Source organism: Sphingobacterium cavernae (genome assembly GCF_008520265.1).
Classification (GTDB): Bacteria; Bacteroidota; Bacteroidia; order Sphingobacteriales; family Sphingobacteriaceae; genus Sphingobacterium; species Sphingobacterium cavernae.
Genome location: NZ_VIQM01000046.1, coordinates 23,755 through 38,261 on the forward strand (window position 1 = coordinate 23,755; position 14,507 = coordinate 38,261).

The window sequence follows — 14,507 nt, forward strand, 5'->3', positions numbered from 1 at the left end:
GCAATATGTCTACGCCACAATCACAAAAAGCAAAAAAGACAATTTACTTTAGTATCGTTGGAAGTTTTGGTTTAGCTTTAATCAAATGGTTGGCTGGATTTTTTGGCAATTCATTTGCGTTGATTGCTGACGCCATTGAATCTACATCAGATATTTTTTCTTCTATTCTTGTATTGTTGGGAATTAAGTATTCTGAGCGACCAGCGGATCGAACACACCCGTACGGTCATGGTCGTATAGAGCCGCTAATTACCTTCATTGTTGTCATATTTTTAGTGATTTCAGCCACGATTATTACCTATAAAAGTCTAATCAATATTCAAACGCCACATGATGCACCAAAATCTTGGACATTGATTGTATTAGGATTAATCATTGTGTGGAAAGAAATCAGCTATCAAATTGTCATGAGGCGAGCAAAATCGTTAAATAGCAGCTCTCTAAAGGCTGATGCATGGCATCATCGCAGCGACGCCATTACATCGGTAGCCGCATTTATTGGTATTTCGATGGCTTTATTACTTGGTGATGGTTATCAAGCTGCGGATGATTGGGCTGCACTATTTGCTGCTGGGTTTATCATTTACAATTGTTATCGGATTTTTAGACCTGCTTTAGGTGAGATTATGGATGAGAATCTATACGAAGATATGGTTGAAGTAATAAAGAATAAGTCTTTAAATGTTAGTGGATTAATCGATACAGAAAAATGTTTTGTGCGTAAAAATGGTATGTATTTTTTGGTCGATATTCACGCTATTGTTCCTTCAGAATATACAGTAAAAGAAGGCCATGAAATTGCACACAAACTTAAAGATTATTTAATGGCTGAAATGCCTGAAATCTCAAATGTGTTTGTTCATATTGAGCCGTTTAATGCTATGGTGTATGAAGCCCGTATAAAATAGGATTTAAAAATATTGTGGATATGCAAATATTCCAGGTATGCCGCCTGTATGAATGTAAAGCACCTTCTCTCCTTTTTTGATTACATTGTTTTGTATGTCCATTATTAATCCTGTGAATGCCTTTGAAGTATACACTGGATCTAAGAAAATTCCTTCGTGTTTTGCTAAAAATTTGATTGTATCAATGTGATAATCCTCCGGTATACCATATGCTTTTCCTGCATATTGATTTGATAAGTTGACATCAGAATTTAATAAAGTAACGCGCGATCCGCACAAATCAAGAGCCTCATTCGCAATTTTAAGCGTATGTGTAGCTAGTTGACCTTGATCTGGTTCTACGTTATAGGCTTTTATATTTGTTTTTACATCAGACAGTACATTTGCGACGATCAAACCACCATGCGTACCTCCAGAGCCTGAGGCTGTACTTATTAAATCAAATTTCAAACCGAGTTGACTTTGCTGTTTTAATATTTCAAAATAACAATCCACATAACCTAATGTTCCAACGCCATTCGATCCGCCGATTGGTATGATGTAGGGTTTCTTTCCCTCCTTTTCAAGTATTGATTTTCGCTCATCTACAGCTTTATATGCACTTGCATTATCTTGCACTTCGTGAATGGTTGCATCTACAATGTTATTTAGAATTATATTGCCGTTTTCGAAATATGATTTTTCATTTACAGGAACAGATTTTTTAAGAAAAAGCTCAATTTCAAATCCAAACATCTTCGCGGCAATTGCCGTCATGCGTGCATGATTAGACTGTATCGCTCCAATAGTAAAGATATGAGTAGCTCCTTTTTTCTTGGCGTCGCCAAGTAAATATTCCAGCTTACGAAGTTTATTTCCGCCAAAACCGACAGAAAAAAGATCATCTCGCTTAATGTAAATATCTACTCCAAGTGCCTTACTTACACGTTGCAAGTGATGAATTGGTGATGGATTTTCAATAAGTTTTACTTTAGGGTATTTTTTTAAACTAATTCTTATCATGATCAACTATTTAGAACGAAATGCTAATTTATTTATAATTCTCATATTTTTATTCAAAAGATTGCTTTTGCAAGTATTTTGTGACTTTGTAACAAAAATCGATCAGAATATATTGAATGATAACGTTAATATTGTATATTTGTTAAATTTCACAACAAAATAATACAAATCTATCAATAGAAAATGCTAAATCTTAAAAACTTTATTGATTACGTAGAAAAACAAAATCCGCATGAGCCTGAGTTTTTGCAGGCAGTAACTGAAGTCGTAGAAGATTTGATCCCATACATCAATGAACATCATCCTGAATATGCTGATCTAAAAATTTTAGAACGATTGGTTGAACCTGAGCGTGTGGTTTCATTTCGTGTTGCATGGCTTGATGATCAAAACAATGTCCATGTCAATCGAGGTTATCGCGTGCAAATGAATAGTGCAATAGGTCCTTATAAAGGCGGTTTGCGTTTCTCTCCTACAGTTAATCTAAGTATTTTAAAGTTTTTAGCATTTGAGCAGGTTTTTAAAAATGCCTTAACGAGTCTACCTATTGGTGGCGGTAAAGGTGGTTCTAATTTTGACCCTAAAGGTAAGTCGGACAATGAAATTATGCGCTTTTGCCAAGCTTTTATGACTGAATTATACCGTCATATTGGTTCTGAAACTGATGTACCTGCTGGTGATATTGGTGTTGGTGGTCGTGAGATTGGTTATTTGTTTGGGCAATACAAAAGAATTCAAAACAATTTTACAGGTGTCCTGACAGGTAAAGGTGTACAATGGGGCGGCTCGTATATTCGTCCAGAAGCAACAGGTTATGGATTGCTGTATTTTGTCCAAAATATCTTCGAAAATGATAACGAGATTTTAGACGGTAAAGTTGTGACTATATCAGGTGCTGGAAATGTGGCTTTTTATGCTGCGGAAAAAGCGTTGTCATTCGGTGCTAAGGTGATTACTTTGTCAAATAGTACTGGAACAATATACGACAAAGATGGTTTCACACACGAGAAGCTTGTTCATCTCGCAAAATTAGGTCGTAATCTTGCAGAATTTCCGTTGCGCTATCCATCAGCTACATTCCATGCTGGTGAAAAGCCTTGGCAATTTGTTTGTGATATTGCTTTACCATGTGCCACACAAAATGAGTTAGATGAAGCTGATGCGTTAGAGTTGATTAAAAACGGTTGTATATGTGTTGCTGAAGGTGCGAATATGCCATCTACTGCAGAAGCAATAAAAGTATTTCATGATGCCAAAATTGCATACGCTCCAGGTAAGGCTGCTAATGCGGGTGGTGTCGCTGTATCTGGATTAGAAATGTCACAAAATTCTATCGGTCAACAATGGTCTTCTTCAAAAGTGGATGATAGATTAAAAGCCATTATGGCAAATATCTATAAAACCTGTCTTCGCTATGGTAAAGAAAAGGATGGCTACATAAACTACTTGAAAGGCGCAAATCTTGGCGGGTTTATCAAAGTGGCAGAAGCTATGAAAGCACAAGGTGTATTATAAAATTTAGAGCATAATTAAATAAACCATATCAGGGAACATTCAGGAGATTGTTCCCTTTTTTAATTTTTTAAGAATAGAATTTCAATAGTTGAATCGCATTAAATTTAGTTACTTTGTAACGTAATATTTAGGATAGAAAAAACATGAGAACATTAGCAGAACTGCCTCACCCCGATTGTAAGATTACAATTTTTGGTATGAACCAAAAGTACATTATTAAGTTTGAACAAGGTAATTTGGAACAGACATATAAGATTGCCGAGGCTGATATCGTTGACGGTGTGAATGGAGTTTTTGAAATTTTGGATGAAGAATTTGTAAATAAAGTTCTCCAAGGTTTTATTACGATGCGTACATCATTTATCGATACATACAACAAATATAATTAAATAGAACATTTAGATTATAAAATATAATTGTTTGATTATTATGTTTTTATTCAAACAAAACAAAGAAGACCAAATTATATTTGGTCTTCTTTGTTTATGGCTTTTATATAAATATAATTTTTCTAAATTCATTAGTCATATAGAATATGTAAAAACCTGTGTACTAATACAATATATTAACAATCGAAATATAATTCTGCGAATCTTTTTACCCATTTTGGCAATTCTATTGCAGCTGTACCATTTATAAGTTCATAATTAGAATTTAAGGTCATAGCGTTGGCATTTGGGTCAATTAATGTAATCTTACAAGTACTTGGAATATCATGTATTAAATTTGCTGCTGGATATACCTGCAGCGATGTTCCAACGACTAGCAAGATATCTGCGTCTCCGGCTATCCTACTGGCTACAGCCATATTTGGAACAACTTCACCAAACCAAACTACGTGAGGTCTCAATGCAGAACCTAATTCACACTTGTCATCCATCGAAATTTCATCGCCTTTAATTGGATATACTAAACGAGGGTTACGTGAAGATTGTGCCTTTGTAATCTCTCCATGAAGATGCAAAATATTTGTACTACCAGCTCGTTCATGTAGATCGTCTATATTCTGTGTAATGATATGTACATCTGCATATTTTTCCAATTCGACCAATGCCAAATGACCAGGATTCGGCAATGCTTTGCGACACGCTGCCCTTCGTATATTATAAAAGCGTTGTACTGTCTGCGGATCACGCTGCCAAGCTTCAGGAGTAGCCACGTCTTCTACCCGATGACCTTCCCAAAGCCCATCCGCACCTCTGAATGTTTGCAATCCGCTTTCTGCGGAAATTCCGGCACCTGTGAAAACAACTATTTTCTTTTTTGACATAGTATTAAAATAATAATGGTCAAAAATTAGAAATTTTCGACCATTATGCAATATAAATTGATTATTAACCTATTTTACAAAATACCGATGCTCGATAACGGTAACTTCGTCTTTTTCGCTAGCTATTTGATCTACTGCTGCTTTTATTGTACATTTTCCCGTGATACCACGATAAACCAATGCTCCGCCTAAGCCAACGCCTGAGATAGCTGTAATGGGATGTTTTAATATTTGTTTTACGCCAAAGCTCAGAATTAATCCTCCCGCAATTACTGAAAGTATACGCTCAGAAGTGCCTACATTCCCGTCTATACAATCTTCATCAACTTTTCTTTTAATTTTATCTATAGCATAATTTATTAGTGTGTTCATATCTTTGATTTTGTGTCCAATAGATAAACATTTAACAGGTAAGTTTGTTTGCTAAAGCATATTAATTTTTGATAATTATAACGATAATAGTATTTTAACTGCATAAAATGATTTTATGAAAGTAAAAAAGCATTCTGGCGAATTAGTTGACTTTAATCCAAATAGCCTTCGTCATTCCTTATCGCGTTCCGGAGCTTCTGAAAAAGAGGTTAACCAAGTGTTTGATGCGATACAGCCAAAGTTGTATGATGGTATTAGTACGCGCGAAATGTATGAAATCGCATTTGATCAACTAAAATCCTGTCGAAATACATATGCAGCGCGATATAGCTTGAAAAAAGCATTACGTGATTTAGGTCCAGAAGGTTTTTATTTTGAGAAATGGGTAGCACGTATGTTTCAGGAGGAAGGTTATAAAGCTATCACAAGTCAAACAATTCAAGGGCATGCCGTAACGCATGAAATCGATGTAATAGCTTTAAAAGGAAACGAATTATTAGCTATCGAATGCAAATTTAGAAATGATGTGGATGCGAAAATTTCTGTCACTACACCTATGTATTTTCTTTCACGTGTAAAAGATATTAGCAATAGACCTTATTCTTTTTTTAACAAAACTTTACCAGTTACACAAGGTTGGTTAGTGACTAACGCGTATTTGACATTAGATTCTAAAGCATTTGGAGAGTATTACCACATGAATTTGTTGGCTTGGGATTATCCTGCTGATAAAAGCATAAAGGTGATCGTGGATAGTAACGGTGAATATCCTATTACATGTCTGACCACTCTAACATCAGAAGACAAAGCTCGATTACTAAAAGCGCAATGTATTTTGGTGAAAGATATTGTACGCGACCCAAAATTTCTTCAGGTCATTCAAACTGATAACAATAAGAAGAAAACAATACTTCTCGAAGCGCAAGAGTTGTTAGCTAGTCCTTTAGAACATTTAGATTTATAAATGTTTTGCTATATTTCATCACAATCGATGGTTTCCACTTTACTGAACAACTTTTGGAATTCTTCAAATTGAGAACCATCAAAATTAACATGAGGTAATTGATGATTAACAGCATTCCACCAGCCGTAAGTTAACACACGTTTGAAAGCTAGTTCTTGTGCTTGTTTTGACTTGCTGTTATTCACGTATTCATTCCAAATCCGTTCCGGTGAACCGTTGTTTTTCATTTGCTCCTTAGTCAAGTATTCATAAGCTTTCAGTAGCTCATCTCCTCCTTTATACAAAGCTTGGCTGTATAATTTGACAGTTTTATTATCTTGAAAATATTTCAACAAGCTTTTTTTATTGCCGTTTATAGCTTCGAATTCAACTTTTTTAATCTGATAGGTTAATTCTATAAAATTTAAGAGGGAATCCTTCAGTGTTTGAAAATATGTACTCTTAACAATATTCATATTGCTAATTTCCTCCTTTATATTTTTATAATTATCTTCCAATTGCTTTTCTTCATCAGAATAGATACTAAAATATCCTTGTGCTAATTTATAGGTGTCTCTAAGCTGATCTGAACTGTATTTAGTACTATCGTAATACCCTGTATACCTACATAGCTCGTCATCAAAATCAAATTTGGCTTCTTGTGCATTGAGTTTGGTCTGAAAAAAAAACAAACTGATTATTGTGAATTGGAAAAATATCTTACTCATATTAGGATAAACAATCTTAATGAAAATACGTTTTGAAATTAACGATTTAAATATTAAACTATATCTAAAATATTTAATTTTCCATTTAAAACAGCTTGGGAATGCTGTTATTTTATGTTTCCCATATTAAAGAATAAATGTGTAATTTCGCAACATATGGAAACTGTTGTTAGCGGTATCAGAAGTACCGGAAAATTACATTTAGGAAACTACTACGGAGCATTGAGTAATTTTGTGAAGATGCAAAATGAATACAATTGCTTCTTTTTTATAGCCGACTTACATTCATTGACGACACACCCTACACCACAAGATTTGCACGCTACTGTGCGTAATGTGGTGGTAGAATATTTGGCTGCTGGTATCGATCCCGAAAAATCGACGATATATATTCAATCTGATGTTCCAGAGGTAGCGGAGCTTTACCTTTATATGAATATGAATGCATATATGGGCGAGTTGGAAAGATCTACTTCTTTTAAGGACAAAGTACGTTCTAATCCAGATAATGTAAATGCGGGTTTGTTGACATATCCTGTGTTGATGGCTAGCGATATATTACTTCACCATGGTACCAAAGTTCCTGTGGGTAAAGATCAAGAGCAGCATTTAGAAATGACACGTACTTTTGGTAATAGATTCAATCACCTATACCAAACAGATTACTTTAAAGAAGCTTTTGCGTTCAGCTATTCGGACAAATTAGTGAAAGTACCAGGATTGAGTGGTCAAGGTAAAATGGGAAAATCTAATGGTGAGGCGGATTGCATTTATTTATCGGACAAACCAGAAGTGATTCGTAAAAAAATTATGCGTGCGGTTTCGGATACAGGTCCTACAGAACAAAATCAAGCGAAACCTGAACCCATTCAAAATCTTTTTGATTTGATGAAAGTTGTTTCTTCGCCTGATACTGTGTCACATTTTGATGAATTGTACAATAAGTGTGAGATTCGTTACGGTGATTTCAAAAAGCAATTGGCGGAGGATATGGTTATCGCAACAGATCCAGTTCGTTCGCGCATAGAAGCGATTGCTAATGATGATGAATATATTAAAAAAGTCATCAAACTAGGTGCTGAAAAAGCGCAAGCGAGTGCACAAAAAACCATTAAAGAGGTAAGAGAGATAATAGGACTTAAAAAACTATATTAGAAATAGATATGCATATTGCAATTGTAGGGAATATAGGAGCTGGCAAAACTACGTTAACAAAATTGTTGGCACAACATTTAAATTTTGAGCCACAATTTGAAGCGGTGGATAATAATCCCTATTTGGAGGATTTTTACAGTGATATGAAACGTTGGGCATTCAATCTGCAGATATTCTTTTTGAATAGTCGCTTTAGACACATCGTGGAGCAACAGGCAAAAGGTACGAATATGATTCAAGATCGTACAATCTACGAAGACGCATACATCTTTGCGGAGAATTTGTACGATATGGGTTTGATGAGTGCGCGCGATTTTGACAATTACAGCAATATATTCCAGAGTATCATTCATTACATCAAACCTCCTGATTTATTGATTTATTTGAAAGCTTCTGTTCCGACATTGGTTAATAATATTCAAAAGCGAGGTCGTGATTACGAATCAGCTATTCGTTTGGATTATTTATCTAAATTGAATGATAAATACGACAAATGGATCAATAACTATACTGATGGTAAATTGTTGATTTTGGATAAGGACAATTTAGATTTTGCAAACAATCCTGAAGACTTAGGTTATATCAAAGAAAAGATAGACGCCGAACTATACGGATTGTTTAAATAATAATATTTGCGTCATTTCGACCATGGGGAGAAATCTGATAAAATGAATATAATTTATTCATCATAATTTTAGATTTCTCCTTATTCTTCGCCGAAATGACGAATACTCTTCTTACTCTATTCTAAATTATTCTATTACACTAACCGAAAATCTTACAGGCGACAATGGAAAATCATTTTTATCCGTTTTGAATCGGCTAATTTCCATAATAACTTCCAAACCTTCGAATATCTCTCCGAAGATAGTATAGTCGCCATCCAATCTCGGAAGACCTCCATTTTTTAGGTATTCTTCACGTTGTTCTTCCGTAAATTTAATACCTTTTTGTGTTTCTAACTTCACTAAATCTTCCTCAGTCACTTTCTTACCAACAACAAAATAAATTTGATTCAAAAAGGAGGCCTTTTCTGGATTGGCATCTCTTCCCTGCCCTAATGCACCGATTTTATGAAATGCATGTGAATCAAACTCTCCCGCTAATCGCGGTTTTTGGCCTGTTGGGTTAGCTGTCTCTCGTTTAGCAATATCGATATCATGTTCGCCTCCTTGTACGACGAAATTTTCGATAATTCTATTGAATAATGCACTTTGGTATGTTGAATCTTGAATGGATTGTAACATCAAATCCCGATGCTTTGGCGTAAAGTCATAAAGAACTACTTTAATAGTGCCGTAATCAGTTTTAAAAGCTATTTTATGGGATTGCGCATTCAAAATAAGATTGCTAAATAGAAAGACTATAAGTATAAAAAAATTTTTCATATAAACGGAGCAATATTTATTAGTACTATCAAAGATATTCTATTTTTTAATTAACTCTTGTACTGTCTGTTTCAGAGGAGGTTGGGGTTCAGATTTTTCCAACTCAAATTGATTGTCCGCAATTTCAATTATCAAAATATCAAAGTCAGCAATATAACCGGCAATATAGTTATCAACGTCATAATTTATTTGAACATTTATCGAATCAACCTTTTCAATTAAATGTGCTATATATTTGTGCCTAAGTGGAAGATACCAATTTACAATTGGTTTATAACCCAAATTTGGATATTTCAAAATAAGAATTTCAGCATTTTCAAAATCCTTTTTTTTTGGCTTGTTTGGTTGATTTAACCTTGTTGTTGCAATAAGGTTATACCCATATTCACTATCGTGAATTGCTTCTAAAACAACGGCCCCACCATAATTACCGCTTTGCAATTTAAAAGTAAGGCAATCTCCTTTTTCAAATACTGGTTTCCGAATTCTTTTCTTTTTTCTTGCCCTTGGCTTTAATCTTTCCTTTTGTAAGTCTAAAAGAAATTTGTCAAGAATAAATTTACGCTTTTTTATGTCCTTTTCATTCGCGTCAAGTTTGCGCCATATATCAATATCTGCACCTGTTTCAACAATCTCTTTTACTTGTTCAAAAACATTCTTATCAAGTTGTTTGCATTCCCATTGTGCTTTTGCTAACGCAAACCAAAGATTATTACACTCATCAGGATCATTTAAAATATCCTGATTGTTAACGATTAACTTCTTTGAAATTTCTTCGACATCAACTCCGCTATTGTACAGTTCGAAAAACTCAATGTAAATATCTGCATAAACGTCATTGGATGATATTGCAGTTCCCCAAGATCCCATATTGACCTTATTTTATTTGCTTATAAATAATATCTTAATAACGAATATACTTTATTTTGCTGAAAATAAATGTGTGGGGATAGTATAATTAGCTAGTGCTGAATAGAATGTGGAAATCTCTAAAAATGTGCAAAACCCGACCTGCACATTCTCTTTTTTTATACTTATTTTCGTACGTTATAACAAAAGCTAAGTGAATGGAACTAACTAAACTTGAAATCAAAGGATTTAAAAGTTTTGGTGATAAAATCACAATAAATTTTAATGAAGGCGTTACTGCAATTGTAGGACCTAATGGCTGTGGCAAATCCAATGTGGTAGATGCGATACGTTGGGTATTGGGTGAGCAAAGTACGAAGACATTGCGTTCGGAGAAGATGGAAAACATTATTTTTAACGGAACGAAAACGCGTAAACCAGCCAATCTTGCGGAAGTTTCATTAACATTCAACAACAACAAGAACATCCTTCCCACGGAATTTACCACAGTGACGATTACACGTAAATTGTACCGTACTGGTGAATCTGAATACCGTCTAAACGATGTTAAATGTCGTCTGAAGGATATTACAGATTTATTCTTAGATACGGGGATTGGAGCAGACACCTACTCTATTATTGAGTTGAAAATGATAGATGAAATCATCGCAAACAAAGATAATTCACGTCGCGCATTATTTGAGGAAGCATCAGGTATTTCAAAATATAAAGTCCGCAAGAAACAAACACTTAGCAAATTAAAAGATACAGAAGCTGATCTTTCGCGTGTCGATGATTTATTGTTTGAGATTACGAAGAATCTAAAGTCTCTGGAAAATCAAGCGAAGAAAGCAGACAAATACTTCCAATTGAAAGAAGAATACAAGCAAGCGAGTATTGGATTGGCTTATTACCGTCTGGATAGTTTCAGTTCTGATTTAAGTTCTCTGGGAGAGAAAGAAAAGGATTTGCAACAATCTCTAGGAACGACATTAGAACAAATTGATGTCAAAGAAAAAGAATTACGTGCTGGTCGTGAAGAAATTCTTTCAAAAGAGAAAAGTCTTTCAGCTCAACAAAAAACGACAAACGAGTTCAATAATAAAATTCGTGCTTATGAATCGGAAAAGAAGATTAAGAACGAACGTTTGTATCATCTGAAAGAGCGTGAATCGCGTATCACAGCTGAATTTAATCTGGATAAGCAGCAGCTTACAAATGTAGATTACACGCTTAAAAGACTTAACGAAGAAATTTATGAAGAGCAAGCTAAATTAGATGTTGCTCAAGATGATATTCAAAAATATAAAACCGAAGTTGAGGAACTAAAAGGCCAACAACAAACTGCAAAAAATAAATTGGATCGATTCGTACAAGAGAATAGCGAAATCCAAAATAAAATTTATAAAGTAGAAAAAGACATCGCTGTACTAAATATTCAAAAAGAATCTTTGGAACAAGAGTCTTTACGCAATATTTCTGACGCTTCTTCTAAAGCCGAAGAGTTGTCGCAATTCAATATTTCGGTTGCAGACCTTCAAGGTAAATTAGATGCACAGCAAGAACAATACGATGAAGCGGTACGCATTGAAAATGATTTAAATCGTCAAATCGAACAATCTGAAATTCAGTTACAGGAAACTCGTGCGTTATTGAGTAAAGAATCTCGTTTGGTAGATGCCAAACAGAATGAGTACAATTTGACGAAATCGTTGGTGGATAATTTAGAAGGATTTCCAGAATCTATCAAATTCTTGCGTAAGAATGCGGGTTGGCATAAATCATATCCTTTGTTTTCTGACATTTTATTCTGTCAAGAAGAATACCGTGTTGCAATTGAGAACTACTTAGAATCCGTAATGAATCATTATGTAGTGGATTCAAAACAAGATGCTATACAAGCAATTCAACTATTAAGTGATGCTTCTCGTGGTCGCGCCAATTTCTTTGTGTTAGAATCTGTTATAGATAAAAAATCCAGTGATTTCATTGTTCCAGAAAATATGATTCCTGCCTTGCAGGTTATCAAAGTGGATAAGAAATACGAGAAACTTTGTTTGCAATTATTAAACAATGTTTACTTGTTAAAATCGGATGATGCTAAAGCTTTGGATGTTGAGTTGCCACATGAAGATTTGATAATTCTGCATCATGAAGGAAAATTTAGTAAACACAAATTAGGTTTTAGTGGTGGTTCTGTAGGCTTATTCGAAGGTAAACGTATTGGCCGCGCTAAGAATTTGGAAAATCTTGCCAAAGAAATTAAGGATCTTAATGCGCTTATTGCTGATTTACAACATACAGAAGCCGAATTAGTCGATAAAATAGCTTCGCTTAAATTGCAATCACAAAAGGAAATCATTGATGAAATACGCATTCAATTGGCGCGTATTCAGAATGAATGGACTTCTGTGAAAACGAAACAAGAGCAATACCAAGCTTTTATTTCTAATTCTCAAAATCGCAAGAAAGATATAGAAAAACGTCTTTCGGAGATTGCTGCTGAATTGACCAAAGCTGAACCAGAATTAAAAATTCTAAAGGTGGAAGTTGATGAACGTCAAAAACAATTGACAGACTTGCAAGCTGCTTATCAAGAATTGAACGAGATTGTTCAAGAGAAATCTACGGCTTACAATCAGGAAAATATTCGTCTTCATCAGCAACAAAATAAAGTCGCGGGTATCCAGAAAGATTTGGAATACCGAGAAAGTCAAAAAGAAGCTTTAGAATTACGTATCAATAAAAATAACGCCGAGATGGAACAAATCAAGGTGGATATGATGGATGCACTAACTTTCACGGATAATAACGATGAAGACTTAAAAGAACTTTATGAACAGCGTGAAGCACTTGAAAAAGCACTTCATGATATGGAAGAAGAATTCTATGCCTTCCGTAAGCGTCTGAATGATTTGGAAGAAGAAGTAGCAACTTTACGTAAATCAAAAGACCAATTGGATTTCTTGATTACGGAGGTGAAAGATAAGAAAACGACTCTACAAATTGATTTGAATTCATTGAAGGAACGCCTTTCTGTAGAATTTAATATTGATATCAAAGAGTTGCTAGAAAGTGAATTGCCCGAAATCGAACAAACGCAAGAAGAATTAGGGTCTCAATGTACGCGTCTGAAAAAGCAATTGGATGAATTCGGCACAATCAATCCTATGGCGAAAGAAGCGTACGATGAAATTACACAGCGTTATGATTTCATCAATAAGGAGAAAAATGACTTATTGGAAGCCAAAGCAACGTTGATGTCTACGATTGAAGAAATTGATGGCAGTGCAAACGAGAAATTTATGTATGCTTTCAATACGGTTCGGGAGAACTTTATTAAAGTTTTCCGTTCCTTATTTAATGAAGAAGATAGCTGTGATTTGATACTTTCTGATCCGTCAAATCCTTTGGATTCGGATATTGACATTATCGCAAGACCAAAAGGAAAACGTCCTTTGTCTATCAATCAGCTTTCAGGTGGAGAGAAGACATTGACCTCTACTGCCCTATTATTTTCATTGTATCTCCTTAAACCAGCACCATTCTGTGTGTTTGATGAGGTAGATGCACCATTGGATGATACAAATATTGACAAGTTTAATAATATCATTAAGCAGTTTTCGGGTCAATCTCAGTTCATTGTGGTATCACATAATAAGCGTACTATCGCGAGTACAGATATTATTTATGGAGTGACGATGGTAGAGCAAGGTATCTCACGTGTGGTACCAGTTGATCTACGGGAAGTCGCTTAGTTATCAATAAATTACATGATTTACACAAAGCCTCTGTTGTCAATAACAGAGGCTTTATTTTTAGAAAAAGGGTTAAATTATGTTAAAGCACAAACCATATCCCGTCTTGTGTTGTTGTTTCTATATCACTAACATATAATAACTATGGATAAATTGAAAAAATTTGAATTGATGGCTAAAATTACGCGTGAGCTGGAAGATGTTAGAAATAGCCAACAAGCAGTTTTAGAGAAAATTGGTAAAATTGAAGTGGATAATATAGAATTAGGCGATAAATTAATTGAAAGCAAGATTCCCGATATTTATTCCAGAACTGCCCAGAACTTCGACGCTATCAAAGAAATACTTGAAGAATTTGAACGTAAAACGGAAGAATACGGCGAAAAAAACAACGTAGAGAAACTAAAAGAACAGCAAGAAATAAACAATCTTAAATAACAAGAGGCCGTCTCAAAATAATTGAGGCGGCCTTTTTTAGTTTGACAGTAATTAGTCAGTGTTTATCCACTGTGTGAGCTACAAGTTCATAATATTTCAATATTTTGTTTAAAACGATGAAAAAGCGGTCTTTTTAGGCCGCTTTCTTTCTTAAATTCTGTGCAATTGCCAATAATCCCCA

Annotated in this window: 14 protein-coding genes; 8 read left to right on the forward strand and 6 right to left on the reverse strand. The window is 34.6% G+C overall.

Annotated elements, in window-relative coordinates; all coding sequences use genetic code 11:
* The first annotated feature begins 5 nt into the window (after nt 1-5).
* On the forward strand, nt 6-908 hold the full coding sequence (locus FLS47_RS09455) for a cation diffusion facilitator family transporter (protein ID WP_149914133.1): 903 nt from the start codon (nt 6-8) through the stop codon (nt 906-908).
* 3 nt (nt 909-911) lie between these two features.
* On the opposite strand, the gene FLS47_RS09460 is transcribed toward FLS47_RS09455, so the two are convergent.
* Nucleotides 912-1,910: a D-cysteine desulfhydrase family protein gene (locus FLS47_RS09460; RefSeq protein WP_149914134.1), complete on the reverse strand. Its 999-nt coding sequence runs from the start codon at nt 1,908-1,910 to the stop codon at nt 912-914.
* A gap of 183 nt (nt 1,911-2,093) precedes the next feature.
* On the opposite strand from FLS47_RS09460, the gene gdhA reads away from it, so the two are divergent.
* Together gdhA and FLS47_RS09470 are read left to right on the forward strand one after the other, a co-directional pair.
* A complete protein-coding gene (gdhA, locus tag FLS47_RS09465; RefSeq protein ID WP_149914135.1) occupies nt 2,094-3,425 on the forward strand; it encodes an NADP-specific glutamate dehydrogenase in 1,332 nt (443 codons plus the stop codon).
* A gap of 143 nt (nt 3,426-3,568) precedes the next feature.
* Nucleotides 3,569-3,814, forward strand: a complete 246-nt coding sequence (locus tag FLS47_RS09470) for a hypothetical protein (protein ID WP_149914136.1) — start codon at nt 3,569-3,571, stop codon at nt 3,812-3,814.
* 176 nt (nt 3,815-3,990) lie between these two features.
* Here the strand turns inward: FLS47_RS09470 and FLS47_RS09475 are convergent, their stop codons facing one another.
* Together FLS47_RS09475 and FLS47_RS09480 are read right to left on the reverse strand one after the other, a co-directional pair.
* Nucleotides 3,991-4,695: a Sir2 family NAD-dependent protein deacetylase gene (locus FLS47_RS09475; protein WP_149914137.1), complete on the reverse strand. Its 705-nt coding sequence runs from the start codon at nt 4,693-4,695 to the stop codon at nt 3,991-3,993.
* A 69-nt stretch (nt 4,696-4,764) separates the two neighbouring features.
* Complete coding sequence (locus FLS47_RS09480) at nt 4,765-5,067, reverse strand: YgaP family membrane protein (RefSeq protein ID WP_149914138.1); 303 nt, start codon at nt 5,065-5,067, stop codon at nt 4,765-4,767.
* A gap of 115 nt (nt 5,068-5,182) precedes the next feature.
* On the opposite strand from FLS47_RS09480, the gene FLS47_RS09485 reads away from it, so the two are divergent.
* Nucleotides 5,183-6,031: an ATP cone domain-containing protein gene (locus FLS47_RS09485; protein ID WP_149914139.1), complete on the forward strand. Its 849-nt coding sequence runs from the start codon at nt 5,183-5,185 to the stop codon at nt 6,029-6,031.
* A gap of 8 nt (nt 6,032-6,039) precedes the next feature.
* Here FLS47_RS09485 and FLS47_RS09490 read toward each other — a convergent pair whose 3' ends face one another.
* Nucleotides 6,040-6,738 (reverse strand): hypothetical protein, encoded by a 699-nt coding sequence (locus FLS47_RS09490; protein ID WP_149914140.1) that lies wholly within the window; start codon nt 6,736-6,738, stop codon nt 6,040-6,042.
* A gap of 156 nt (nt 6,739-6,894) precedes the next feature.
* On the opposite strand from FLS47_RS09490, the gene trpS reads away from it, so the two are divergent.
* Both trpS and FLS47_RS09500 read left to right on the forward strand, forming a co-directional pair.
* On the forward strand, nt 6,895-7,893 hold the full coding sequence (gene trpS / locus FLS47_RS09495; RefSeq protein ID WP_149914141.1) for a tryptophan--tRNA ligase: 999 nt from the start codon (nt 6,895-6,897) through the stop codon (nt 7,891-7,893).
* An 8-nt stretch (nt 7,894-7,901) separates the two neighbouring features.
* A complete protein-coding gene (locus FLS47_RS09500; protein WP_149914142.1) occupies nt 7,902-8,519 on the forward strand; it encodes a deoxynucleoside kinase in 618 nt (205 codons plus the stop codon).
* A gap of 126 nt (nt 8,520-8,645) precedes the next feature.
* On the opposite strand, the gene FLS47_RS09505 is transcribed toward FLS47_RS09500, so the two are convergent.
* Both FLS47_RS09505 and FLS47_RS09510 read right to left on the reverse strand, forming a co-directional pair.
* Nucleotides 8,646-9,281, reverse strand: coding sequence for a peptidylprolyl isomerase (locus FLS47_RS09505; protein WP_149914143.1), 636 nt, complete (start codon nt 9,279-9,281; stop codon nt 8,646-8,648).
* 39 nt (nt 9,282-9,320) lie between these two features.
* Complete coding sequence (locus tag FLS47_RS09510) at nt 9,321-10,151, reverse strand: hypothetical protein (RefSeq protein ID WP_149914144.1); 831 nt, start codon at nt 10,149-10,151, stop codon at nt 9,321-9,323.
* A 197-nt stretch (nt 10,152-10,348) separates the two neighbouring features.
* On the opposite strand from FLS47_RS09510, the gene smc reads away from it, so the two are divergent.
* Together smc and FLS47_RS09520 are read left to right on the forward strand one after the other, a co-directional pair.
* Nucleotides 10,349-13,888 (forward strand): chromosome segregation protein SMC, encoded by a 3,540-nt coding sequence (gene smc / locus FLS47_RS09515; protein ID WP_149914145.1) that lies wholly within the window; start codon nt 10,349-10,351, stop codon nt 13,886-13,888.
* 144 nt (nt 13,889-14,032) lie between these two features.
* Nucleotides 14,033-14,326, forward strand: a complete 294-nt coding sequence (locus tag FLS47_RS09520; protein WP_149914146.1) for a hypothetical protein — start codon at nt 14,033-14,035, stop codon at nt 14,324-14,326.
* The last annotated feature ends 181 nt before the right edge of the window (nt 14,327-14,507 follow it).

Coding starts and splice junctions, on each gene's coding strand:
- FLS47_RS09455 (WP_149914133.1), top strand. CDS start 6: ATGTCTACGCCACAATCACAAAAAGCAAAAAAGACAATTTACTTTAGT.
- FLS47_RS09460 (WP_149914134.1), bottom strand. CDS start 1,910: ATGATAAGAATTAGTTTAAAAAAATACCCTAAAGTAAAACTTATTGAA.
- gdhA (WP_149914135.1), top strand. CDS start 2,094: ATGCTAAATCTTAAAAACTTTATTGATTACGTAGAAAAACAAAATCCG.
- FLS47_RS09470 (WP_149914136.1), top strand. CDS start 3,569: ATGAGAACATTAGCAGAACTGCCTCACCCCGATTGTAAGATTACAATT.
- FLS47_RS09475 (WP_149914137.1), bottom strand. CDS start 4,695: ATGTCAAAAAAGAAAATAGTTGTTTTCACAGGTGCCGGAATTTCCGCA.
- FLS47_RS09480 (WP_149914138.1), bottom strand. CDS start 5,067: ATGAACACACTAATAAATTATGCTATAGATAAAATTAAAAGAAAAGTT.
- FLS47_RS09485 (WP_149914139.1), top strand. CDS start 5,183: ATGAAAGTAAAAAAGCATTCTGGCGAATTAGTTGACTTTAATCCAAAT.
- FLS47_RS09490 (WP_149914140.1), bottom strand. CDS start 6,738: ATGAGTAAGATATTTTTCCAATTCACAATAATCAGTTTGTTTTTTTTT.
- trpS (WP_149914141.1), top strand. CDS start 6,895: ATGGAAACTGTTGTTAGCGGTATCAGAAGTACCGGAAAATTACATTTA.
- FLS47_RS09500 (WP_149914142.1), top strand. CDS start 7,902: ATGCATATTGCAATTGTAGGGAATATAGGAGCTGGCAAAACTACGTTA.
- FLS47_RS09505 (WP_149914143.1), bottom strand. CDS start 9,281: ATGAAAAATTTTTTTATACTTATAGTCTTTCTATTTAGCAATCTTATT.
- FLS47_RS09510 (WP_149914144.1), bottom strand. CDS start 10,151: ATGGGATCTTGGGGAACTGCAATATCATCCAATGACGTTTATGCAGAT.
- smc (WP_149914145.1), top strand. CDS start 10,349: ATGGAACTAACTAAACTTGAAATCAAAGGATTTAAAAGTTTTGGTGAT.
- FLS47_RS09520 (WP_149914146.1), top strand. CDS start 14,033: ATGGATAAATTGAAAAAATTTGAATTGATGGCTAAAATTACGCGTGAG.